General features: G+C 66.3%; 15 protein-coding genes and 1 tRNA gene. 7 read left to right on the forward strand and 9 right to left on the reverse strand.

Annotated features, from left to right (window positions below; translation table 11 throughout):
- Positions 1-10: 10 nt before the first annotated feature.
- Complete coding sequence (locus tag KDB67_RS12290) at positions 11-964, reverse strand: HNH endonuclease (RefSeq protein WP_291016081.1); 954 nt, start codon at positions 962-964, stop codon at positions 11-13.
- A 216-nt stretch (positions 965-1180) separates the two neighbouring features.
- Between KDB67_RS12290 and KDB67_RS12295 the strand changes: the two genes are divergently transcribed.
- On the forward strand, positions 1181-2842 hold the full coding sequence (locus tag KDB67_RS12295; RefSeq protein WP_291016082.1) for an NAD(P)/FAD-dependent oxidoreductase: 1662 nt from the start codon (positions 1181-1183) through the stop codon (positions 2840-2842).
- A 5-nt stretch (positions 2843-2847) separates the two neighbouring features.
- A complete protein-coding gene (locus KDB67_RS12300) occupies positions 2848-3690 on the forward strand; it encodes a carbon-nitrogen hydrolase family protein (RefSeq protein ID WP_291016083.1) in 843 nt (280 codons plus the stop codon).
- An 89-nt stretch (positions 3691-3779) separates the two neighbouring features.
- On the opposite strand, the gene KDB67_RS12305 is transcribed toward KDB67_RS12300, so the two are convergent.
- The 7 genes from KDB67_RS12305 to KDB67_RS12335 all read right to left on the reverse strand — a co-directional run bounded on the left by KDB67_RS12305 (position 3780) and on the right by KDB67_RS12335 (position 15282).
- A complete protein-coding gene (locus tag KDB67_RS12305; protein WP_291016084.1) occupies positions 3780-3917 on the reverse strand; it encodes a hypothetical protein in 138 nt (45 codons plus the stop codon).
- Positions 3918-4003: 86 nt separating this feature from the next.
- Positions 4004-5131: an o-succinylbenzoate synthase gene (gene menC, locus KDB67_RS12310; RefSeq protein WP_291016085.1), complete on the reverse strand. Its 1128-nt coding sequence runs from the start codon at positions 5129-5131 to the stop codon at positions 4004-4006.
- The gene (locus KDB67_RS12315; RefSeq protein WP_291016086.1) at positions 5128-5613 is read right to left on the reverse strand and encodes an SIS domain-containing protein; all 486 of its coding nucleotides are present in this window, start codon (positions 5611-5613) and stop codon (positions 5128-5130) included. The genes menC and KDB67_RS12315 overlap by 4 nt, the downstream gene beginning before the upstream one ends.
- A 117-nt stretch (positions 5614-5730) precedes the next feature.
- Complete coding sequence (locus tag KDB67_RS12320) at positions 5731-9537, reverse strand: multifunctional oxoglutarate decarboxylase/oxoglutarate dehydrogenase thiamine pyrophosphate-binding subunit/dihydrolipoyllysine-residue succinyltransferase subunit (RefSeq protein ID WP_291016087.1); 3807 nt, start codon at positions 9535-9537, stop codon at positions 5731-5733.
- Positions 9538-9725: 188 nt separating this feature from the next.
- Positions 9726-13415: an ABC transporter ATP-binding protein gene (locus KDB67_RS12325; RefSeq protein WP_291016088.1), complete on the reverse strand. Its 3690-nt coding sequence runs from the start codon at positions 13413-13415 to the stop codon at positions 9726-9728.
- Positions 13412-14227, reverse strand: a complete 816-nt coding sequence (locus tag KDB67_RS12330; RefSeq protein ID WP_291016089.1) for a hypothetical protein — start codon at positions 14225-14227, stop codon at positions 13412-13414. The genes KDB67_RS12325 and KDB67_RS12330 overlap by 4 nt, the downstream gene beginning before the upstream one ends.
- Positions 14224-15282, reverse strand: coding sequence for a glutathione S-transferase C-terminal domain-containing protein (locus KDB67_RS12335; RefSeq protein WP_291016091.1), 1059 nt, complete (start codon positions 15280-15282; stop codon positions 14224-14226). Before KDB67_RS12335 ends, KDB67_RS12330 begins: the two co-directional genes overlap by 4 nt.
- A gap of 210 nt (positions 15283-15492) precedes the next feature.
- Here KDB67_RS12335 and KDB67_RS12340 point away from each other — a divergent pair, with 210 nt between their 5' ends.
- Positions 15493-16986, forward strand: a complete 1494-nt coding sequence (locus KDB67_RS12340) for a DHA2 family efflux MFS transporter permease subunit (RefSeq protein ID WP_291016092.1) — start codon at positions 15493-15495, stop codon at positions 16984-16986.
- A gap of 220 nt (positions 16987-17206) precedes the next feature.
- Here the strand turns inward: KDB67_RS12340 and KDB67_RS12345 are convergent, their stop codons facing one another.
- Positions 17207-18193 carry an Rpn family recombination-promoting nuclease/putative transposase gene (locus KDB67_RS12345; RefSeq protein WP_291016093.1) on the reverse strand — a complete coding sequence of 329 codons (987 nt, stop codon included), beginning with the start codon at positions 18191-18193 and terminating at the stop codon, positions 17207-17209.
- A 271-nt stretch (positions 18194-18464) separates the two neighbouring features.
- On the opposite strand from KDB67_RS12345, the gene KDB67_RS12350 reads away from it, so the two are divergent.
- The 4 genes from KDB67_RS12350 (at position 18465) to KDB67_RS12365 (ending at position 24287) form a co-directional block, all read left to right on the forward strand.
- Complete coding sequence (locus KDB67_RS12350) at positions 18465-19820, forward strand: metallophosphoesterase (RefSeq protein WP_291016094.1); 1356 nt, start codon at positions 18465-18467, stop codon at positions 19818-19820.
- Positions 19817-22438, forward strand: coding sequence for an AAA family ATPase (locus KDB67_RS12355; protein ID WP_291016096.1), 2622 nt, complete (start codon positions 19817-19819; stop codon positions 22436-22438). The genes KDB67_RS12350 and KDB67_RS12355 overlap by 4 nt, the downstream gene beginning before the upstream one ends.
- Positions 22439-22572: 134 nt before the next feature.
- Positions 22573-22645 (forward strand) — tRNA-Arg (locus KDB67_RS12360).
- A 184-nt stretch (positions 22646-22829) separates the two neighbouring features.
- On the forward strand, positions 22830-24287 hold the full coding sequence (locus KDB67_RS12365; protein ID WP_291016098.1) for a hypothetical protein: 1458 nt from the start codon (positions 22830-22832) through the stop codon (positions 24285-24287).
- The last annotated feature ends 6 nt before the right edge of the window (positions 24288-24293 follow it).

Consider the following 24293-nt stretch of genomic DNA (forward strand, 5'->3'; position numbering starts at 1 on the left):
CTGACCGCATTCAGGCGGACAGGAATACCTCGTCGTTGTGCCATTCGAGGAACTCTTTCGCCGGCCGGTCAGCGCGTTTTGCGGGTACGTCGATGGTGGTGCCCTCGCGCTGGTAGAACCAGTCGCCGTTGCCGAACTGTTCACGCAGTGCCGGGCTGACCCGCAGGCGATGCCGGAGGTCGACACCGAGATAGCCGCGGTCGAACAACGTATGGACGTCGGATCGAAGGAGCAGTCCGTTGTCGATTCGATGGATGCCACCGGCGGCCACGGGCAGGATGTGCGCAGCCTCGAGCACGGGCCGGACCTTGTCGCCGGTGATGGCGCAACGATGATTGTATGTTTCGGCGATCACCGCCTTGAATGCCTGCTGGCCGATACGAGGAACCGTCAACGTCGGTGATCCGTGCGTGGTCTCGGATAGGGCGCCTGCTTTGCTGTACTCCGATCCGGCGAGCAATTCATACCGCAGCAATGCCTCGACAACCGAGTGTCCCGCGCCGATGTCGGCCAGGTCGTACTTACGGCCGCGAACGAGGTTGGGGGCGAAATCATCTGGTGCGGGCAGGGTTTCGGATTCCGCAAAGAAGGTCACATCTTGGAGGAAGACGCAGCCGATCAGCGGATCCTCGAATCTGGTGATCGGTCTGCGAGCATAGTGTTCGATGCTCCCACGCAGCATTTCGAGTGAGGCGACACCGTTGGCGGTGCCCAAGAGACGCCATGCCTCGCTGATTGTCTCGCGCGCGAACCCCGAGAACAGGCCGACGCCCACAATCCGGTTGCTGATCTCCGGGTGGGACCGCTCGACGTGGGTCTTGAACACGAAGGGCTGCCCTGGACTCAGTGCCTGGAACCCCTGCTTCGGGCTCGGAAACCAGAAGTTGACCTCGTCGTGGTGAGGACCGGTCGCCAGGAGTCGGCGGTACCAGTCGCGGTCGGTCACGCCCACGTATGCCCGCATCGGTCGAGGGTCGTCAGTGGCCGGTGGTGAAGCGCCGGCGCACGTGGTTGCGCTGCTCGATCTCATCGACAAAGGCGACGGCGAGGCGGGTGTTGTGCGCGATCGATCTGCTCATGGGTTCCATAACTACCCGGTCCGCCGAGGATATTCCGCCGTTCGCCGTCTCCGATCGGCGACAACCCTCCTCGGCCCGGCGAGGGCAGTAGCGTCGTGGTCATGGCTGCCGACGCACCTATCACGATCTTCGGGCCCGACTTCCCGTTCGCCTACGACGACTGGCTGCGCCATCCGGCCGGCCTCGGCACCGTACCCGGCGAGGCGCTCGGTGCGGAAGTGGCGGTGATCGGCGCGGGTATGGCGGGGATGGTCGCCGCGTACGAGTTGATGAAGCTCGGTCTCAAACCGGTTGTGTACGAGGCCGAACGCATTGGTGGTCGACTGCGTTCGGAACCGTTCGTCCCCGGCGAGCCGGAGATCGCTGAACTCGGCGGGATGCGTTTTCCGATCTCGTCGCGGGCCTTCTTCCACTACGTCGACATGTTCGGCCTGACCGCGCGGCCGTTTCCCAATCCGCTCACCCCGGCGTCGGGGTCCACGGTCATCGATATCGGTGGCCAGACCCTTTATGCGCGGACTCTCAACGACCTGCCGGAGATCTATCGCGAGATCGCGAATGCCTGGGATGCCGCGCTCGAACGGATCGCCGGATTCGGTGACCTGCAGGATGCGATTCGCCGCCGGGACACCGACGCGCTCAAAGAGCGATGGAACACACTGGTCCGGGAGTGGGACGACCGGAGCTTCTACGATTTCCTCGCCACCTCCGACGAGTTCGGTTCACTTTCTTATCGCCATCGGGAATTATTCGGGCAGGTCGGGTTCGGAACCGGTGGTTGGGATTCGGATTTCGCCAATTCGATGCTGGAAATCCTCCGGGTGGTGGTGACGGCCTGCGACAGCGATCAGTTTCTCATCGAAGGCGGCTCCGAGCAGGTGCCCCGCCGGTTGTGGTCGCACGCACCCGGGAACATCGCGCACTGGCCGGCCGGAACGAGTCTGTCGTCGCTGCACCGCGGTGCGCCGAGGGCCGGCGTTGCGAGGATCCGGCGCCAGGGCGCTGATCGGATCGAGGTGACCGACCGGTGGGGTGATGCGAACGTGTACCCGGCCGTGGTGGCGACGTGCCAGGCGTGGCTGCTGTCGACCGAGATCGATTGCGATGAAACGCTGTTCAGTCAGGATATGTGGATGGCACTGGACCGCACCCGCTACATGCAGTCGTCGAAGACCTTCGTCATGGTCGACCGGCCGTTCTGGAAGGACATCGACCCGGCTACCGGCCGGGATGTGATGAGTATGACGCTGACCGACAGGCTCACCCGCGGCACGTACTTCTTCGACAACGGACCCGACCGGCCCGCGGTCATCTGCCTCACCTACACGTGGATGTCGGACGCACTGAAAGTACTGCCTCACCCGGTCGAGCGGCGCGTCGAATTGGCATTGTCGGCCCTGCGGAAGATCTATCCGGATGTGGATGTCGAAAAGCATATCGTGGGCAGGCCGTTGACGGTGTCCTGGGAGGACGAACCACATTTTCTGGGTGCATTCAAGGGTGCGTTGCCCGGTCACTACCGTTACAACACCAGGATGCACGGGCATTTTCACAACCAGGCCGCACTTCCGGATGCCGAGCGCGGAATCTTCATCGCCGGTGACGACGTTTCGTTCATGCCGGCCTGGGTGGAGGGGGCCGTTCAAACCGGATTGAATGCGGTGTGGGGTGTTCTTTCGCATTTCGGTGGGCACACCTCGGCCGAGAATCCGGGGCCGGGTGATCTGTACGCTCGGTTGGGACCCATCGATATCGGAGACTGATCGCATTGCCGGAGACACTGAGATTGGCGTTGTGGCAGTGTGCGCCGCTGCCTCGGGCGCAGTCACAGGCCGATGATCACGCAGTCGCGGACAACCTCGCGCGGCTGGAGGCCACACTGGCACAGGTGTCGGGCACCGTCGACCTGCTGGTCACACCTGAAATGTTCGTCTCCGGCTACAACGTGGGCGCCGAGGCGGCCCGGTTCCGCGCAGATCCGGTGCTGCGCGACATGACGATCCCACCGGTCGATGGTTCCATCGCCGATGCCCTCTCGCATATGTGTGCCCGGCACCGGGTGGCCGTCGTCTACGGCTGCGGCGAGATCGGCGACGACGGATCGGTCTACAACACCGCCAGGATCGTCGACGCAGCCGGTGTGCATTTGGGCAGTCATCACAAGTCGCACCTGTACGGCGGCCTCGATCGGGACATGTTCACGGCCGGCACCGAACCAGCCCCGGTCATCGAGTTCTGTGGCTGGGGTGTCGGCCTGCTCATCTGTTACGAGGTCGAATTCCCGGAGATGACCCGGTCGCTGGCGGCCCGCGGCGCCGACCTGATCTGCGTGCCTACCGCCAACATGGTCGAATACAACGACGTGCAGCGGGTTCTATTGCCCTCCCGGGCTCTGGAGAACCAGGTCTTCCTCGCCTACGCCAACTACATCGGCACCGAAGGCGATCTGACCTACGGCGGGCTCAGCGTCATCCTCGGCCCCGCCGGTGCGCCAGTCACCGCGAACCCAGGCGTGGCCGACCTCGTCACCGCCACACTCGTCCACGCCGACATCGAACACTCACGCAGCCAGTTCTGCTACCTCGACGACCGCAACCCCGACGTCTACTGACACCGTCTGCCCAACCGGGTGCTTCCGCCGCAGAGCGCAGAATATAGATGTAAGTAGATACTTGCCGCAGACTCTCGTCATGAAGTCAATCACCGTGGCCGAACTGCGGCAGAACCCTGCGGGACCCCGTGGTGCACGAGGATCGTCTCGAAGATGCCGTCGCCGCGGGTCACGCCGAGATCATCGGTGCGCAGCACGGCGTCGGTGACCTCGCGCCGGGTGATCACGGCGTCGGGGTCGTCACCACGGCCGGGCCGGACAGGTCGAGCACGTACAGGGTCAGTGGCTGCATACGGGTGATCTCTCCGGGGTGTCAGGCGGCGGTGTCGTCGCCGCTGTCGTAGAAGCGGACGGTGTTCTGCTCGACCCAGTGCACGTCGACGTCGTGGCCGAGGCCGGGACCGGTGGGGACGGTGACGACGCCGTCGTGGGCGGCGACGGGCGGGACGATGATGTCGCGGGCGTAGTACTTGTCCGAATCCGACACATCCGACGGCAAGGTGAAGCCGGGCAGGGACGAGATGGCGACGTTGGCGGCGCGGCCCACCCCGAACTCGTGCATTCCCCCGCACCAAACCGGAATCCCGGCGTCGACGGCGACATCGTGTGCAGCGCGTGCCGCCGTCAGACCTCCCATGCGGGAGATCTTGATGTTGAGCACGCGGCCCGCCTCCAGCGCGAGCATCGTGTGTAGATCGTGGATGTCCACCACTGATTCGTCGAGACACACCGGCGTGCCGATCCGGCTCTGCAGCCGGGCGTGGGCGAGGAAATCCCTTGGCGCGTAGGGCTGTTCGATCATAATGAGGCCGGCGCCGTCGAGGGTGGTGAAGACCTTCGCCGACGCGTCGTCGTCGGGGTAGGCGCCATTGGCGTCCACGTGCAGGTCCAGATCGGGATACGCGGCGCGCACCGCAGCCACCGGTTCGACGTCCCAGCCAGGGGTGATCTTGAGTTTCACCCGCCGGTACCCGGCGTCGACCTGATGTTGTACCTGGGTGAGCAGGTCATCGATGGTCGGTTCGATGCCGAGTGAGACCCCGGTGACGACCTCGGCCCGGGTGCCGCCGAGCACGGATGCCAGCGGCTTATCGACGGTGCGGGCGTGCAGATCCCATGCGGCGCCGGAGAATCCGGCCTTGGTGAACTCGTGGCCGCGGATCTTGGCCCAGGACGCCTCCAATTCGGGCGGGGTGTCCCAGTCGGAGTCGAGGGCGTGCAGAACCAGGTAGTCGATGGCGATCTCGAATGCGGTACTCGTGGTTTCCGAACAGTAGAACGGGTCGGCCGGGGAGGCGATCTCGCCCCAGCCGGTGCGGCCGTCGGTGTCGGTGGCGGCGACGAGGAGGTGGGTGAGGCCGGACTTGCGATGGGAACTGGTCTGGAAACTGTGCACCAGGTGCAACCGCACCTCGAAGATGCGCAGCCGCTCAATTCTCATGGATGTGTCTCCCTGTTGTTCGGGCCATGGGTGCCGGGCTGGTACAGGTCGAGGGCGGTGGCCAGTTCGTCGCGGATGGTGAGCCTGCGCCGCGCCCCCTTGGCGCTCGCGGTGGTCAGGGCGCTGAGCAGGTGACAGACGGCGGCCATCGCGGTGGGCGAGTCGGCGTACGACGCGCTGTCGGTACGGACCCGGATCAGTGCGTCGGCCAGCGGGGCGAGGGGAGCGTCGTCACTGTCGGTGACCAGGACCAGTTTGCCGCCAGCAGCGTGGAACAACTCGCCGAGCTTGGTGGTCTCGCGACGGTAGCGGCGCAACGAGAATGCGATCAGCAGATCCTTGTCCCGCACGTCGGTGAGCACAGTGAGCGGGGTGAGAGCATGTCCGTCGATGAGGAACACGTTGGACAGCGTCGCCGACAGGTCGGCGCTGAGCAGCCCGGCGTCCATCGCGGACTTGCCGGGCAGATGATTCTCTGACAATCAGACGACGCGGAGATCCCTGAGCCTGGCAAACCTGGTAAGACGACATTGTCCGCTCACCAGGTTTGCCGGGCTCGGTCGCCGGGTAACCGCACACCTCAACCGGCGGAAGGGGTTTCAGTCGCCGAACGCGGTGTCGATGATTTCCTTCTGCTCCACAGCGTGGACCTTGCTCGAACCCGACGACGGTGCCGACATCGCGCGGCGCGATGCCCGGCGCAGACCGCCGAGGAGATCCGGCAGCACCTCGGGCAGCCATAGACCCAGGAACGGCCACGGACCCTGGTTGGCCGGCTCCTCCTGCACCCACACGAAGTCTTTCGCGTTGGGGTACTGCTCGATGATCTTGCGCAGCCTGCGGTGCGGAACCGGGTACAGCTGCTCGACGCGGACGATCGCGATGTCCTCGCGCCCGTCCTTCTCACGGCGCTCGTCGAGCTCGTAGAACAACTTGCCGCTGACCAGCAGGATCCGCTTGACCTTGCTGTGGTCGGCGCCGCCGGTGGCGAACTTCGGGTCATCGAGCACCGAACGGAACTTGTCCTCGGTGAAGTCGGCGACCTGGCTGACGGCGTGCTTGTTGCGCAGCATCGACTTGGGGGTGAACACGATCAGCGGACGGCGGATGCCGTCGTGGACGTGGCGGCGCAGCAGGTGGAAGTAGCTCGCCGGTGTCGACGGCAACGCGACCGTCATCGAGCCCTCGGCGCACAACTGCAGGAACCGTTCGATACGGCCCGAGGTGTGGTCGGGACCCTGACCCTCGTGGCCGTGCGGCAGCAGCAGAACAACGTCGGAGAGCTGCCCCCACTTGGCCTCGCCCGAGGAGATGAACTCGTCGATGATCGACTGGGCGCCGTTGACGAAGTCGCCGAACTGCCCCTCCCACAGCACCAGTGCGTCGGGATTGCCCACCGAGTACCCGTATTCGAAGCCGAGCACCGCGAACTCAGACAGCGGCGAGTCGTACACATTGAAGCGACCCGGCTGTTCGGGGGAGAGGTGATTGAGCGGGGTGTACTCGGAGCCGTCGGTGCGGTCGATGAGGACCGAGTGCCGCTGGGTGAACGTACCGCGACGCGAGTCCTGACCGGACAGACGCACATCGGTGCCCTCGAGCACGAGCGAGCCGAACGCGAGCAGCTCGGCGAACGCCCAGTCGACATGCCCCTCGCGGGACATCTCCTGCCGGCGCTTGAGCACCGGCTTGACCCGCTGATGGGGAGTGAAGCCCTCGGGCACGTTCACGAAGGCGTCACCGATGCGTTCCAGCACCGACTTGTCGACGGCCGTCTCGACCTTGAGCGCCAGTGTCTGGTCCCGCTCCACCGACGGGCTCGGTTCGGGAACGTAGCGTTCGAGTTCCTTGACCTCGTTGAAGACGCGCTCGAGCTGACCCTGGTAGTCGCGCAGGGCGTCCTCGGCCTCTTTGGTGGAGATGTCGCCACGGCCGATCAGGGCTTCGGTGTAGGACTTGCGCACACCCTTCTTGGTGTCGATCACGTCGTACATTGCCGGTTGCGTCATCGACGGGTCGTCGCCCTCGTTGTGGCCGCGGCGGCGGAAGCACACCAGGTCGATGACGACGTCCTTATGGAACGCCTCGCGGTAGTCCACGGCCAGCTTGGCCGCCCACACGCAGGCCTCCGGATCGTCGCCGTTGACGTGGAAGATCGGCGCGCCGATCACCTTGGCGATGTCGGTGCAGTATTCGGTGGACCGGGAATGTTCGGGTGCGGTGGTGAAGCCGACCTGATTGTTGACCACGATGTGCACGGTGCCGCCGGTGCGATAACCGGGCAGCAGCGACAGGTTGAGCGTCTCGGCCACCACGCCCTGACCGGCGAACGCGGCGTCGCCGTGCAGCATGAGCGGCAGGATGGCGAACTGCTCGGACTCCTCGAGCTGGTCCTGCTTGGACCGGACCAGACCTTCGAGGACCGGGTCGACGGCTTCGAGGTGGCTGGGGTTGGCGGTGAGGGAGACGACGATCTCGTTGTCGCCGAACATCTGGTAGTACTTGCCCTCGGCGCCCAGGTGGTACTTGACGTCGCCGGAGCCGTGCGCCTGCGCCGGGTTCAGGTTGCCCTCGAACTCGCCGAAGATCTTGGAGTACGGCTTGCCGACGATGTTGGCGAGCACGTTGAGCCGGCCGCGGTGCGGCATACCGATGACCACTTCACGCAGGTTGTGGTCGGCGCTGCGGTCGATGACCGCGTCCATCGTCGGGATGGTCGCCTCCGCGCCTTCGAGTGAGAACCGTTTCTGCCCAACGTATTTGGTTTGCAGGAAGGTTTCGAAGGCCTCCGCGGCGTTCAGCTTGGACAGAATGTACTTCTGCTCGGCCACCGGCGGTTTGACATGTTTGATCTCGACCCGCTCCTCGAGCCAGCGCTGCTGCTCGGGTTCGAGGATGTGCGTGTACTCGATGCCGACGTGACGGCAGTACGCATCGCGCAGCACCGACAGCACGTCGCGCAGCTTCATCCGGTCTTCGCCGTGGAAGCCGCCGACCTTGAACTCGCGGTCCAGGTCCCACAGGGTCAGACCATAGGTCTGCACGTTGAGGTCGGGGTGCGCGGTCTTGGCGTCGCTGTTCATCATCAGCGGATCGGTGTCCGCCATGAGATGGCCGCGGTTACGGTACGCGGCGATCAGCTCGAGCACTCGGGTGCTCTTGTCCACCAGGCCGGCGGGGATGTCTCGGCGCCAGCGGATCGGCTCGTAGGGGATCTTGAACGCGGTGAAGATCTCGTCGAAGAAGCCGTCATCGAGCAGCAGCGAGTGCACCCGGCGCAGGAAGTCGCCGGACTCGGCGCCCTGGATGATGCGGTGGTCGTAGGTGGAGGTGAGGGTGATGAGCTTGCCGACACCCAGGTCGGCGATCTGCTCGTCGCTGGCGCCCTGGAACTCGGCCGGGTACTCCATCGCGCCGGCACCGATGATGGCGCCCTGACCCTTCATCAGGCGCGGCACCGAATGGACGGTGCCGATGGTGCCCGGGTTGGTCAGCGAGATGGTGACACCCGCGAAGTCCTCGGCGCCGAGTTTGCCCTCACGTGCCCGGCGCACGACGTCCTCGTAGGCGGCGTGGAACTCGCCGAACGTCATCGCCTCGCAGCCCTTGATGGCCGCGACCACCAGAGTGCGGTTGCCATCCTTGCCGGCGAGATCGATGGCCAGGCCCAGATTGGTGTGGGCGGGGGTGATGACATTCGGCTTCCCGTCGACCTCGGCGAAATGCCGGTTCATATTGGGGAAATCCTTGATCGCCTGGACGATCGCGTAACCGAGGATGTGGGTGAAACTGATCTTGCCGCCGCGCGTACGAGCGAGGTGGTTGTTGATGACGATGCGGTTGTCGATCATCAGCTTGGCCGGGATGGCCCGAACGCTGGTCGCGGTGGGGATCTGCAGCGACAGGTTCATGTTCTTGACGATCGCCGCTGCCGGACCGCGCAGGATCTTGTTCTCGTCCGCAGCGGGAGCGGCCGGGGTCTTGGCGCCGCCCGCTGTGGCCGACGCCGACGAGCCGCGACCGGCGGCGGCCTTGGTGGCCGGAGCCTCTCTGGCGGGTGTCGGTTTGCGCGTCGCCTGCTGCCGGTTGGGAACGGTGTCGAGGGTGACCTGATTGCTCGCCTGGCGCGGAGCTGCGGGCTGAGCCGGTGCGGTGGCCGGGGTGGCAGGGGCGGCGGGCCGGGCTGCGGTGGCCGGGGCGGGAGCCTTCGGCTGGGCCGGGGCAGGGGCTGCGTTGCCGTTGCTTGAGGTGGGGGCTCCCGCGTCGGCGTCCGCCGATTCGGGCTTGTAGTTCTTCAGGACCTCATGCCAACTCGGGTCTACCGAGGCCGGGTCCTTGATGAATTGCTGGTACATCTCCTCGACCAGCCAGGTGTTCTGTCCGAAATCCGAAACCGAACTGCTCACTGCGCTTTCTCGCCTCAATTCCCTCTGGTATCGGGTCGCCTGATCACGTCCTAGGTCCCTTGTGGAGACCGTCGGCGTGGACCAAACCCTGATGGTACGCGGTCTGCGACTGTGTGCAGTGCTGGGATCTCACAACACTCTCGGTGCATCAAATGAAGCACACACGACGCTCGCATGTGACCGGTTTCTCATACCGGATCGGCCGCTCCCGACTGCCAGAGCCGCAGGTACATTCCACCCGCGCCGAGCAACTGCGCGTGGGTGCCGAATTCGACGATCCGGCCGGCGTCGACGACGGCTATGCGGTCGGCCCGGGCGGCCGTGGCCAGCCGGTGGGCGACGATCACCGATGTACGTCGCGCGGTCACCGCCGCACCGGCCGCCAGCACCAGCGACTCGGTCTCCTGATCGAGGGTGGCGGTCGCTTCGTCGAGCAGCAGCAGGTCGGGTTCAACGAGTTCGGCCCGGGCCAGTGCGACGAGTTGTCGTTGCCCCGACGACAGCCCCTGACCGCGTTCACCGACCGGCTGATTCATTCCCCACGGCAGCCGGGCGATCACCCCGAGCGCCCCGACGGCGCGTGCGGCGGCGACGATCTCGTCACGGTCGGCCCCGGGCCGCCCGAACGCGATGTTGTCGGCGACCGTTCCCGTGAACAGATGCGCCTCCTGCGGGACGACCCCGAGCCGGTGCCGATAACCGGTGAGGGCGAACTCGCGGATATCGGTGCCGCCGACGCGGACGGCACCGGAGGTGGGGTCGTAGAAGCGGGCGAGCAGTTTGACGATCGTCGACTTGCCGGCGCCGGTAGGGCCGACGAGGGCGAGGGAGGTACCCGCGGGGATGGTCAGCGTCATATCGGTGAGCGCATCGGCGGTGGCCCGCGGATAGCGGAACCCGACACCGTCGAGGCGGACGTCGCCGTCGAGGTGGCGTGGCGTGCGCGCGCCGGGTACCGGCATCAGCGACGACGGCGTGCTCAGCAGGTCGGAGATGCGGCGCAACCCGACCGCCGCCTGCTGGTAGCCGTCGAAGACCTGCGAAAGCTGCTGCACCGGCCCGAACAGCATCGTCAGATACAGAATGAACGCCACCAGTGTGCCGGGCGAGAGGTCGCCCGCGGCGATCTGGTGGGCGCCCAGGGCCACCGCGACAGCCGCTGCGACATCGGCGGTGAACGTGATGAACGGGAAGTACACCGAGATGGCCCGCTGCGAGGTCATCCGGGCATCGACCCAGGCGAGGGTGCGGCCGGTAAACCGGTCCCGGGCGGCGGGGATTCCGCGGTAGGTCTGAGTGGTCTTGATGCCGGCGACGTTCTCCTGAAAGTCGGCGTTGACGACGCTCACCAGTTCCCGGGCCCGCGTGTAGGCACGTGCGGAGATCTTGCGGAAGACCACGGTCGCGACGATCAGGAGCGGAAACAGCGGGAGCATCGCCGCGCCGAGGGTCGGGTCGGTGAACACCAGCGCGGCACCCACCCCGCCCAGCGTCAGCACCGCCACCACCGCCGACGGCAACCCGGTCTGCAGGAACGTCGACAGGGCGTCGATGTCGGTGGTCATCCGGGTCATGATGCGCCCGGACAGCTCCCGCTCGTAGTAGTCCAGACCGAGCCGCTGGATGTGCGCATAGCTGCGGATCCGCAGTGCGTACAGGATGCGTTCGCCCGCCCGGGTGGATGCGATGACGGTGAGCCGGGCCGCGGCCCAGGCCAGCGCCACGGCGACGACGCCGATCGCGCTCACACGCCAGACGGTGTTGTCGCCGGAGCCGCCCGCGGCATCGAGAACGGTCCGGGCCAGCGACGGGAACACCAGCCCGACGAGGGTGTCGACGCCGATGCCGAGCACGGTGAGCGCGATCAGGATCCGCACGCCGCCGAGCAGACCGCGCAGCGAGAACGATTCGGAGTCCGCTCGGGCGGCGGCGACGTCGACTCGGGGATCCTCGGTCGCCGGGGGCAGCGCGGCCACCGCCGCGGCCAGTTGCCGGGTGACCGGCATCGACCCCAGCGCACCGGACCGACCGGTTGCCGGGGTCGCCGGCGCCCGCGTCCGGCTCGGTGACGGGCCGACGGGAACCTCGGGCCACAGCTGGCCGTCGTCGGGTTCGGTCGGCTCGGCCGCCGGGCTGGCAGCAGGTTCGGTGCCCGAACTCATCAGTGCCCGGAACCGCTCACTGCGAGCGTCGAGTTCGGCGACCGTCCCGACGTCGGTGATCCGGCCGTCGTCGAGTACCACGACGCGGTCGGCGATCGCCAGCGTCGACCGGCGGTGCGCGAGCACCAGCATCGTGGTGTCCGGTGTGCGTAGTTCCCGCAGGATGGCCTGTTCGGTGGCTGCGTCGACGGCCGACGTCGCGTCGTCGAGTATCAGGATGCGGGGCCGGGCGAACATGGCCCGGGCCAGTGCGATGCGCTGGCGCTGGCCACCGGAGAGGGTGAGCCCGCGTTCACCGACCACGGTGCCGAAACCGTTCGGCAGTGCGTCGATGAATTCGGTCGCACACGCCCGGCCGGCGGCGGCGCGGATCTCCTCGTCGGCGGCGTCCGGTACACCGAGCGCGATGTTGGCGCCGATCGTGTCGGAGAACAGGAACGGCTCGTCGAAGACCACCGACACCGCCGAGTGCAGCGCATGGGCATCCAGGTCGCCCACGTCGACGTAGTGTCCGCCGGCGCCGACGGAGATCGACCCGGAAACGGGCCGGTAGTAGCGGCATACCAGGTCGGCAAGGGTGGATTTGCCCGAACCGGGCGGACCGACAACGGCCACACATTCCCCGGGTGCCACGTCGAGGGCGACGCCGTCGAGCACCGTGCGCCCGCGGAGCTCCGCACTCACCGACGACAGCCGCAGCCCCAGCGGGCCGTCGGGTGCGGGTGCGGTGGCAGAGAGCGCGGGATCGGGCGGATGGTCGGCTACCTCGTAGACGCGTTCGACCGCAGACCTGGCCAGCTGGGCGGTCACCAGCAGGCCGGTGACCATGCGCGAGAGCGCTGTCATCGACGCCACGTAGGTGGCGAACGCCAGAAAGGTGCCCGCCGAGATCGAACCGTGGAACGTCAGATACCCGCCGACCGCGATCACCAGCACCATGCCGAGCTGCGGTATCGCCGACAGGGTGGGAGCGAGTGTGGCGTTGATGCGGGCCGCGCGCAGCCGCAGGCGGTACAGCCGGTCACCCAGCCCGACGAGCGTGTCGACGGCGCGATCTTCCTGACCGAAGCCCTTGACCACCCGGACGCCGGTCACGGTCTCCTCGACGTGACCGGCGACCTCGGCCGCGGCCTGCTGCGCCGACCACGTCGCGGCGAACAACCGTCTGCGCACCTTGAGCACCACCACACCGACAACCGGCACGATGATCAGCGCGACACCGGTCAGCAGCGGCGACAGGTACGTCATGATCGCGATGGCGACGACCAGTTGCACCGCCGATCCCAGCGCGAGCGGTACCTGCGCGAGCAACCCCTGGATGATCTGCAGATCGGAGATCGACCGGGACACGATCTGCCCGGTCCGGATCTCATTCTGCGCGGTGCCGTCCAGGCTCAGCAGGGTGTCGAACAGCCGCAGCCGCAGCGCGTTCTGCACGACGATCGACAATCTGCCCGCGGTGATCCGGCGACCGAACTGGCAGCCGAACCGGATCACCGCGGCCAAGATCAGCGCGGTCACGATCACCGGCAGGCCGGGACCGCCGTCATTGACGCCGGTCGCGTCGTCGATGGCCACTTTCGCCAGCAGCGGGGTCGCCAGATCGACGGCCACCGCGATCAGCGTCGCGGTACACGCGAGCACGACCAGACGCCGGTGCTGCAGGCATTGGGCGGTGAGTCGCCGGATCCAGCCGGGTTCGGCCGGCCCGGTCACCCCTTGGCCGCTGGGCGGTCACTCCTGTCGGTCGGCAGCGAACGGACGGGCGGGAGCGCGCCGGCCGCGTTAGTGGCGTCGGCGAGGGTTCCGTCGACAACCGGCCATTGCGCGGGCGGGGGACCGAACGCGATGCGGGCGTTCGCCACGACCTTCCTGCCCAGCGCGCGGTTGCCGATGCCGCCGATCACCGCACCGGCGCCGGCGGGCAGAAGCCTGCCGATGAGCAGTGGTGCCCGCTTGAAGGCGTACTTGCGGGCCATCCTGGCGGCGAGGTTGTGGTTGAGTTTGCCGATCCGGCTGGCGGGTGTGGTGTTCTTGCCGAGCCGGCGCAACACCCCGCTGCGCGAACCGACGACCTTGCCCACCGCGAGCACGCCCTCTTCGCCGAGGGCGACGGCCAGCACCAGCGCGGTGCGCCGCTCGTTGTCGTGCAACGGAATGCCGTGGACCTCGGCGATGGCCAGGGCCAGCAGCGCGGATGCCTCGATGAACAGCGCGCTTTCGCCGGTGGCGGCACTGAGCGCGGCGAAGGTGCCGATGCCGGGCACGGCCGCGGTCGCACCGACCGCGCTGCCGGCGCTGGTCACCGCACGCAGATAGTGCGTTTCGAGTCGCTCGATGATCTGCTGCGGTGTTTCTTCCGGATGCCGGCGCCGGATGCCGGCGACATACTTCTTGACCTGCGGTCCCTGCAGCTGCTGGGCCTTGCCGAGCCCCTTGCCGACCGTCTTGATGGTCAGCTTCGACGGCGGCTTGCTGTCCACTTCGGCCAGTGTGGACTGTTCGATGCGGTTGACGATGTCGCTCATGCGGTGGGATCCCAATTCTGTGCGGGGACGATTTCGGCGGAACGTGGCGGTGGTGGCGGGGTGCCGTCGCCGAAGGGCCGTCCGCCGAGCTGTTCACGATGGTGCGGGGTCAGCCAGTGTGACAGATCAGGGCCCTTCGGCACTATGCCCGTGGGGTTTATGTCTCGGTGCACGACGTAATAGTGCCGTTTGATCTGGGAGAAGTCGACGGTGTCGCCGAAACCGGATGTCTGGAACAGGTCGCGGGCGTACGCCCACAGCACCGGCATCGCGCTCAGCGTCGACCGGTTGCACTTGAAGTGACCGTGGTAGACGGGGTCGAATCGGGCGAGTGTGGTGAACAGCCGCACGTCGGCCTCGGTGATGGTGTCGCCGACCAGGTAACGCTGCCCCGACAACCGCTCGGAGAGCTCGTCGAGCTTGGTGAACAGCCTGTCGTAGGCGGCGTCGTACGAGTCCTGGTCGCCGGCAAATCCACAGCGGTAGACGCCGTTGTTGACCTCGGTGTACACGCCCTTGTTGACCTCATCGATCTCCTCGCGCAACGCCTCCGGATACAACTCGGGGGCACCGTCGCGGTGAAAGTCCGTCCACTCCAGTGAGAAGTCGATGGTCATCTGCGGAAAGTCGTTGGTGACCACCGCGCCGGTCGGGATGTCGACGATCGCCGGGACCGTGATGCCCTTGGGGTAGCCAGGGAAACGGCGCTCGTAGGCATCCTTGATACGGGGGATGCCCAGCACCGGGTCCAATCCGCCCGGATCGAGGTCGAACGTCCACGAATCCGCGTCGTGGGTGGGTCCGCACAACCCCAGCGACAGTGCGTCCTCGAGTCCGAGGAGTCTGCGGACGATCAGAGTGCGGTTGGCCCAGGGGCAGGCCCGCGCGGCGACCAGCCGGTACCGGCCGGCCTGCACCGGATATCCGTCGCGGCCGTCGGCGGTGATCCGGGTTTCGATGTACTTGGTGTCGCGGACGAACTCCTGCCCGCCGGTGACGTACTTCCCAGGGTTCGTGGTTTCCGGTGCCTCGCCGGGGGGTGTGTTCGGGGACATGTTCTACACAGTAGTGACTGCGATCGGGCGCCGACCGTTATCCGAGTGGCGGGTCCGGCCTATTCGTCCGGGCATTTGTTTGCCGGATATGCCATGAATCGCCCGGTCGCCGGAACTGACCTGGTTGGTCCGGACGGGCCACGACCACTAGCGTCGACGTGGCGGGGTCTCCGCGGAGCTTTTTGCGACTATCGGAAGTATTTGAGTCCTATGACAAATGGTTCGCCCGGCACACAGGGTGCGATCACCACCCGGCCGTGGATCGCGCTGATGGCGCTCTGTGTGGGCTTCTTCATGATCCTGGTGGACATGACGATCGTGGCCGTCGCCCAGCCGCAGATCATGGAAGCCCTCGGCACCGACGTCAACGGCGTGGTGTGGGTGACCAGTGCCTACCTCCTCACCTACGCGGTGCCGCTGCTGATCACCGGACGGCTCGGCGACAAGTTCGGCCCGAAGAAGGTTTATCAGTTGGGCCTGCTGGTGTTCACGCTCGCCAGTCTGTGGTGCGGGCTCTCGGATTCGATCGGCGAGCTCATCGCCGCGCGCAGCGTGCAGGGTCTGGGCGCCGCGCTCATCACCCCGCAGACGATGGCCGTGATCACCCGGATCTTCCCGCCCGAGAAGCGCGGAGCGGCGATGGGCGTATGGGGGACCGTCGCCGGTGTGGCCACCCTCGTCGGCCCGCTGCTCGGTGGTGTGCTGACCGACAGCCTCGGCTGGGAATGGATCTTCTTCGTCAATATCCCCATTGGGATCATCGGTCTGGTACTGGCCGCGACCCTCGTGCCCGATGTCGAGACCCACGACCACCGGTTCGACCTGGTCGGAGTCGGGCTTTCGGCGGTGGGTGTGTTCGCGCTCGTCTTCGGCATCCAGGAGGGTGAGAAGAACGACTGGGCCTGGTGGATCTGGTCGATGATCGCCGCGGGCGTGCTGGTTCTGGCCCTGTTCTTCTACTGGCAGTCGCGGATCCGCACCGAGCCCCTCGTGCCGTTGGAGCTGTTCCGGGACCGCAACTTCACGCTGTCCAATCTCGGTATCGCGTCGATGGGGTTCGCGATCTCCGGTCTCATGCTGCCCGCGATGTTCTTCCTGCAACTGGTCGGCGGGATGTCGCCGACGCAGTCCGCGGTGATGATGGTGCCGCAGGCGATCCTCACCGGCATCCTCGCGCCCATCGTCGGTCGTATCCTGGACCGGGTCGACCCGCGGCTGATCATCTGCACCGGGCTCGGCCTGGCCGCGATATCCATGGGCTGGCTGGGCCTGGCCGTCCGTCCGGAAACCCCCGTCTGGCAGGTCCTGATCCCGATGTCGCTGATGGGTGTCGCCTCGGCCGGGATCTGGGCGCCGCTGGCCGCCACCGCCACCCGGAACCTGCCGTGGCATCAGGCCGGTGCCGGGGCGGGCGTCTACAACACCACCCGCATGATCGGATCGGTGCTCGGCGCGGCGATGGTCGGTGCGCTGATGCAGACCCGGCTGGCCGCCGAACTGCCCGCGGGCATCGACACCGGTGCGGCACAGGACACCGTCGATCAACTCCCGGAGTTCCTGCGCGAGGGCTTCGCGACCGCGATGGGCCAGTCGATCTACCTGCCGGCGATCGCGCTGGTGCTGGGTGTGGTGGTGACCGCGTTCCTGCAGCGGCCCGCGTCGGCACAGCGTGCGGGGGCAGATGTTGCTGAGAGCGTCCGCTGACCGCGAGTTCGGGCCGGCGTGCGGGTCGTGGGTGTGCGACACGTTTGTAGGTTGGTCGGGTTGGTGCTGGTCATCTTCAGAACGCGGCGCACCGAGCAGGTCCGTAAGCACCTCGCTGTCGCGCTGATACTCACAACTACGGGGGATGCTGTCTGACTTCGCTTCCCTGACCGCGCAAGACAAGGTGTATGGGACGGTCGAATCGGATGTGATTGCAATCTCACGCGCCGAACACCTGGTCGAGGGCCTCGTTGCCGAGGACCAGTCGGGTGCTCCATTCGGAGATCTGCTCGGTGGTGGCGTGTTCGACCCGGTTGCGGATGCGGGGATCAAGCTTGCCGAACTTGGCTGTCAACAGCTCGATGAGCATGTCGGCTCGCGCTTCGACACGTCCTTCGGCGCGTCCTTCGGCGCGGAGTACGTCTGCTGTGTTCATGGCTGCCTCCATGGTGTCTGGTCCCACGGTGGCGGCGTAGCGGGCGACGTCGTAGATGTCTGTGGGACTTACTGTTACAAGATACTGGAAGTGGGCTTCGACGCTTTTGACGTCGAGTTCGATGATGTGGTCGGTCCAGTTGGGCATCCAGCGGGTGGCGTGGGGGTCGCCGGGGGCGTGGGTGAGGTACACGAAGGTGATGCGGGCTGCGGTGGTCAGGGGCCGGGCGCGCAGGGTGGCGTCGTCGACTGTGGTGAGGTCATCTAGCAGGAAGCCGGCGTGCGGTACGAGGTTGCCGGCTGCGGTTGCGAGGGAGTCGTCGATGTTGAGCAGGTAGGCGATGTCGGTGGGGGCGTTCCAATGGCGTCGGCCCTGGTAGATGACGACGGGGATGATCAGGGGGAGCGGTCGTTGACCTGGTTGGATCTTGTGCTGTTTGAGGTGCCGGTCCCAGATGCGGACCTGGTATTGCAGCCTGCGGAACGCCATCAGAGGGTCTGGGCTGCTCTGGTGCTCAACGAGCAGATACAGGTAGGCGTCGTCGCCGTGGACTGTTGTCTTGAACAGGACGTCGGTTTGCCGGTGGCGTAGGTGTTCGTCGACGAAGGTGCCCTCCTGGAGCACCATGCCGTCGAGATCGATGTGCGCGGTCAGTTCCGGTGGCAGCACCGAGCGCAGTTCTGATCCGGTGTTCTCCGGGTTGGTGAAAACCAACCGGAACAGTGCGTCGTGTGGTTGTGCGCTTCCGGACGTGTCCCCCTCGTTGGTCATGGGGCACACCGTAGCGGCAGGCTCGGACATTTGTTCGATACCGGCGTTTAGACTTCGGGTGTGCGACACGTTTGTAGGTTGGTCGGGTTGGTGCTGGTCATCACCCCCGCAAGCGCCTGAACACCACCAACCCCCAAATCGAACACACATACGATCTGCGCTACCTACAAATCCGTCGCACACCCGCGGGTCGTGCCGAATGTGGGGATTGTCGTAGCCGACTCGTAGGATCGCGGGAGTAGTTGCCGCGAGCTGAGAGTAAGGAGGGTCGATGACGGCGTCGCTGTTCGACCTGCCCGAGTTCGAGCCGCTGCCCGGTATGGAGTCGTTCGCGCCGGCACCGTCGCCGCCGGCGAAGACCCGTCGGCGCAGGTCCATCGTACCGGTGACCTCCGGGGCGGTCCCCGACCACGAATCCGGTGCTGTGGACGCGGCTCCTGCGGAGACCAGCAATGCCGATGCCGCGGCATCGCATGCGCACACCGTCACGTTCGTGCATACCGCGGACTGGCAGATCGGCATGACCCGGCATTATCTCGATGCCGACGCGGCCCACGCTTATGCGGCGGCCCGGCGTGACGCGATCACCCGGATCGGTGCGGTTGCCCGCGAGGTGGGGGCCGAGTTCATCGTCGTCAGTGGTGACGTCTTCGAGGATCATCGGGTGTCGGACAAGACGATCCGTCAAACCCTCGATGTACTCGGCGACTGCGGGATGCCGGTGTACCTGCTACCCGGCAATCACGACACCGCCGACCCGGCGAGCGTCTACCGGTCGCGGGCGTTCATCGACGGACAGCCCGCGAATGTGACCGTGCTGACCGACAGCGCGGTGCGGGTGCGGGAGGGTATCGAGCTGGTGCCCGCGCCGTGGGCCAATAAACACCCACTCACCGACCTGGTCAACGCGCGCATCGACTGTGCGGGAGTCAACTCCGGCAACGTGATCCGCATCGTCGTCGGGCACGGCGGTGTCGACACGATCGTCCCCGGCGACGATCCGGCGCTGATCTCGGTGCAGGCGCTGGAACGGGCCGTCGAGTCGGGGCAGGTCGACTATGTGGCCCTCGGTGATCGTCATTCGGTCACCGATGTCGGTGGGAGCGGGCGCATCTGGTACTCGGGTGCTCATGAGGTGACCAATTTCGACCACATCGAGACCGAACCCGGCCACGTCCTGGCGGTCACGTTGCGTCGGGAGGGCGAGCGGCGGGAAATCGACGTTGCCCCGCATCGGGTGGGCGAGTGGAGTTTTCGCAGCATCACGCGCGATATTGCCGGCGCCGACGACATCGAAGCGCTACGCGCCGAACTGGAAGCGGTCGACGGCAAACCCCACGTCGTGGTGCAGTTGGGGTTGGTCGGGGCGGTCACCATCGCCGAGTACGCGGTGCTTGAGGAGATGCTCGATCAGTTCCGGGACCGGTTCGCGGCCCTGGTTCCGTGGGGCAAGATCGACCAGCTGACCGTTGTCGGTACCGAATCCGATGTGGAGTCAATGGGTTTGACGGGCTATGCGGCCGACGCCGCCCGCGAGTTGCTGGCCGTCGCCGATTCCGAGGCCGACGATGCGGCGCCGACCGCCAGGGATGCGCTCGCCCTATTGCGCAGACTGGCCACCCGATGAGACTGCATCGCCTGAAGCTGCGCGATTTCCGTGGTATCGGCGAGCGTGAGGTGTGCTTCGCCGACCAGGGTGTCACGGTGGTCGAGGGCCGCAACGAGGCCGGCAAATCCTCGATGATCGAGGCGCTCGATGTCCTGTTGAGCCTACGGGACAGCAGCAAATCCTCCGCCGTGCGTTCGGTGATGCCGTCGGGACGCGATGTCGGCTCCGAGGTGGAGGCCGAGATCAGTTGCGGTGAATGGCATTTCACCTACTTCAAACGTTTCAACAAACAGCCGGCGACGACGCTGACGGTGCACCGACCCAAACCGGAGCAGCTCACCGGCCGTGCCGCCCATGACAAGGTCAACGAGATTCTTGACACCACCGTCGACAGGGCCCTTTTCGATGCGCTCAAGCTCCTGCAATCGGGGGCGGATCCGGCGCTGACCGATCTGTCGGCGGCGGCCGCGCTCTCGCGGGCTCTGGATCGGGCCGCCGGCGGACCACGGGGCGCCGATGATTTCGCCGAATCCGTTGCGGGAGAGGAGGATAGCGTTCTCCTGGACGCGGTGGCCGAGGAGTATTGCCGGTACTACACCCGCAAGCAGGGCAAACCGACCGGTCAGCTGGCCGAGGCCGCGAGGCGGGCCGACGCGGCCGGTGACCGGTACGAACGATTGCGGCGCAGTCGTGAGGTGCTCGACGACGATATCGAACGCCTTCGGGCGGCGGTCGCCAGGCGTGGGGAGTTGCAGCGCACCGACGAGCTGGCCCGCGCCGACCAGGAGCGGGTCGACACCGAATGGCAAGCGGCGCAGGCCGTGCTGTCGAAGGTCGGCGGCGCTGCGCAGACGGTCGGGCACCGCCGGACCGCACTGACCCTCGCCGAGCGGGTGGTGGCCGAGCGCACTGACATTCGCCGGCAACGTGAGGTGTTGTCCACGGAGGCAGTCGAACTCGATGCGCAGGCCGGACAGGTGCGGGAGCAGACAGTGCAGGCGCAGGCGGAAGTGGCCGCGCTGGAAGGCGAATTATTCTCGGCCAGAACGATCCTCGACGACCTGCGAGCCCGGCTGAACGCGGCCAGACAGGTGGCCAAGCGTGAGCGGCTTGCCGCAGAGGTCGCCGAACTCACCGACGTGCTCGACAAACTCGCCGGGTTTCGGGCCGAACTCGACACCATCGACGCCGAATTGGCAACGCACAGCGTCGATGCGGAGGTCGCCGGGGCGGCGCAGGCATTGGCGGGCCGGATCGACGTGGCACGCGGGCGGTTGGAAGCCGCGTCGGCGACACTGCGCGTCGAGACGCTCGGTGCCCATCAGGTGAGCGTCGACGGCGAGTCCGTCGATGGTGCTGTCGATGTCGTCGCCGACGCCGATCGGGTGATCGAGGCGCCCGGGGTGGTTCGGGTGACGGTGCGGCGCAGCGTAGACACCACAGCCCTCGCCGAAGAGCTCGACCGGTTGCAGTGGTCGGCGCAAACCCTTTGTGATGCACACGGTTTGGCAGACCTGTCGGAGGCGGCGGTCAGGGCTGCGGCGCGTACGGACCTCACCCACGAGCGGGCGCTGATCTGTGAGCGGCGTGACAGCCTGCTCAAGTGGCGGACGTTCGCCGAGATCAGGGACTGGCGCGATGTGGTCCGCACCGAACTCGAAGGACTCCTCGCCGCCGAGGTGCGGGAGCACGAGTCGGTCGAACAACTCGCGGAGGCGGAGCAGGCTCAGGCCGACCTGGTCGAGCGGGCACATGCCGCAGCCGTCCGGCGCAAGTCGGAGGCGTCGGCGCTGGGGGAGCGGCAGGAGTCCGTGGCCGCCCGGCGCACCCGGGTGGGTGCACAGATCGACGAGTTGGACACCAGGCTGGCCGAACTGGTCTTCGCACTTCCCGACGAGGACGCCGAGGCTGCGGTGGAGCGGTCCCGGCAGGAGTTGCAGTCCGCCCGCGACGAGCAGAACCGGTTCGATGCCGAAGCAGCCGAACTCGATGCCGAGGGACTGGAACTGCGGCGCGAACAGATCTCCCGCGACATCGCCCACGGCACAGCCGAACTCGACGCTGTCGGGCACCTGATCACCGAACTGAGCACCAAACTGGAGATGTACCGCGGCGAGTCCCGCCTCGACGAGTTCGACGAGGCGCAGGCCGAGTGGGAGGACGCGTGCGCCGGTCTGCGACGGGTCACGCGGCGCGCCGAGGCGGCAAGACTCTTGCACGAGACCCTGACCCGTACACGCCTGGAGTCACGTGCCAAGTACGCCGACCCGTTCACCCGCCGCCTCGACAAACTCGGCGCCATCGTCTTCGGGGACACGGTGCGCTTCGACGTCGACGACGACCTCAACGTCGTCTCCCGTACCGTCGACGGCGTCACCGTTCCCCGCGACGCCCTTTCCGGCGGCGCCAAGGAGCAACTGGGCCTGCTCTCGCGCCTGGCCTGCGCCACCCTCGTCGACCAGGCCGATGGCGTGCCGGTCATCATCGACGACGCCCTCGGCTACAGCGACCCCGACCGCATCGTCGCCATGGCCTCGGTCCTCACCGAAGCCGCCCGCGACGCCCAGGTCATCGTCCTCACGTGTAGCCCCCACCGCTACGCCGACGTCCACAACGCCCACGTCGTCACCGTCTGAGCTACCTGCACGCAGCACTTGCACACGTGCCGCACAAAGGCGGAAGTACGTGCAAGATTTGAATGCAAGTGCCTGCTGACCATTGGGTTTGGGGAGTGAGGTGTCGGTGCGCTACTCTGACTCTCGCCCGATGAGCCCCCCTAGCTCAGGGGATAGAGCGTCTGCCTCCGGAGCAGAAGGTCGCAGGTTCGAATCCTGCGGGGGGCACAGTGACATCCTTGCCGGCCTCCGGCCGGTGTGCGCCTACTGTGTTTGAACAAGATCTACGCAGGCGCACCAAGCCAGATTCATTCGAACCCACGTCCTCCTGCGTGGGTTCGTTCGTTTGTCCGATGCCTGTCGCTGCTCGGACTACGCTGGTCGTAGGCCACTTCGGGAGTGAGGCCTCGCTATGTCCCTCAAAGATCCCCTGCACGAAGGCCAGCTTGAGCTCCTGCGCTGGATCGGAGACGGCTGTCCCGACGGACGTTGGAAGGGGCACAGCTACAAGACGTCGGCCACGGCGCTCGTCAGCCGGCGACTGATCGAGGTCTCGAAGAAGGGCGGCGTGTGGAGCGCCACGTTGCTTCAGGCCGGGACTTATTACCTCGAGCACGGCGACTATCCCGACGGGCACTGGGAGCGCAAGCGCCGCCGGTCAACCGGAACCGAGTCTGCTACCGACGGATCAATGAGGTCGCCACGGCCGAAGCCGAGACCTCGGCCACAGCCAAAGCCCGTAGCGCCGAAGGAACCGCCGCCGGACCTCGAACGTAGCCGTCAACTGGTCGTGGAGTTGGAAGAGGCAGGTGGCGTCTTGGAGCGTCGGACGGATGACCCGATGAGCTACTTCGATCTCGCGACGACCATCAATAGATATAAGGTCGCGCCGACTCCCCAGGAAGTGATCGTGTCTGGTGCCGGCGAGCGTGGCCATCTGCGGATCCGCCTCGTCGACGTAACGACGTGGCGCACCGAGACGCCGGCCGAGGTGGCAATGGAGGAGCGTGTCGGACGTTGGCATCCGGTCGTTGCTGATCTGCGATCCGATGGGCGACTCGACAACGTCAGCAAGGATCACCAGCGTCGAGTGATGATCCTGCTCCACTGCCTCGCAAAGGAGGCGGAATCGCGTGGACTTACTGTGGAGATGATCATGTCGCCTCCGAGATCTGGCTATTACGCGCAACGCGACACACCCAAAGGATTGCTCGAACTGAGAACGTCTGGTGGTTCTACTTATCGTGTCGGGATCAAGCAGTACTTGAACCGCACGAAGCATGTGCCGACGGCACAGGAACTCGCGGAATCGAAGCGCTCCGGCTGGCAGCGCTATCCGACGTACGACGATGAGCCTTCGGAACGCCTTGCGGTGCTCATCTACGAGGGTGAAAGCAACTACTCACCGAGGGAGTGGGGCGACACCAAGAGGCGGCTATGCGCGGAGGAGAAGCTGGGCGATATCCTCGCGGCGATCAGCAGGTCGGAGATGTCCGCAGCGCGGATGGCCGAAGAACTGCGACTCGCTGAGGAGGAGCGCACCAGGCGGATTGAACGCGAGAACGCGTGTGCTCGCGCGGCGTACGTCGAACACGCCACCGGGAAGCGTTTGAAGCAGGACTCGGCCAAGTGGGAGGAAGCGGACCGTCTGCGGAGGTACCTGGCGGCTATGCGGACCCGCGTCGCCGACATTGCCGACGACGAGCGTAGCGCGGCTGACGAGTGGATTGCGTGGTGTGAGCGCTACATCAACGAGACGGTCGACCCGCTCGGCGGTCCGATCCGACGGCCGGATGTCAACGAGCCGAGCCAACAAGACATCGCGGAGTTCCGCCGCCGACTGGGCTTCGACCGGCGCGGATGGTTCTGACGGGGC

Source organism: Gordonia sp. (in: high G+C Gram-positive bacteria) (assembly GCF_020438995.1).
In the GTDB taxonomy this organism is placed as follows: domain Bacteria; phylum Actinomycetota; class Actinomycetes; order Mycobacteriales; family Mycobacteriaceae; genus Gordonia.

Coding starts and splice junctions, on each gene's coding strand:
- KDB67_RS12355 (WP_291016096.1), top strand. CDS start 19,817: ATGAGACTGCATCGCCTGAAGCTGCGCGATTTCCGTGGTATCGGCGAG.
- KDB67_RS12295 (WP_291016082.1), top strand. CDS start 1,181: ATGGCTGCCGACGCACCTATCACGATCTTCGGGCCCGACTTCCCGTTC.
- KDB67_RS12290 (WP_291016081.1), bottom strand. CDS start 964: ATGCGGGCATACGTGGGCGTGACCGACCGCGACTGGTACCGCCGACTC.
- KDB67_RS12345 (WP_291016093.1), bottom strand. CDS start 18,193: ATGACCAACGAGGGGGACACGTCCGGAAGCGCACAACCACACGACGCA.
- KDB67_RS12365 (WP_291016098.1), top strand. CDS start 22,830: ATGTCCCTCAAAGATCCCCTGCACGAAGGCCAGCTTGAGCTCCTGCGC.
- KDB67_RS12350 (WP_291016094.1), top strand. CDS start 18,465: ATGACGGCGTCGCTGTTCGACCTGCCCGAGTTCGAGCCGCTGCCCGGT.
- KDB67_RS12330 (WP_291016089.1), bottom strand. CDS start 14,227: ATGAGCGACATCGTCAACCGCATCGAACAGTCCACACTGGCCGAAGTG.
- KDB67_RS12340 (WP_291016092.1), top strand. CDS start 15,493: ATGACAAATGGTTCGCCCGGCACACAGGGTGCGATCACCACCCGGCCG.
- KDB67_RS12335 (WP_291016091.1), bottom strand. CDS start 15,282: ATGTCCCCGAACACACCCCCCGGCGAGGCACCGGAAACCACGAACCCT.
- menC (WP_291016085.1), bottom strand. CDS start 5,131: ATGAGAATTGAGCGGCTGCGCATCTTCGAGGTGCGGTTGCACCTGGTG.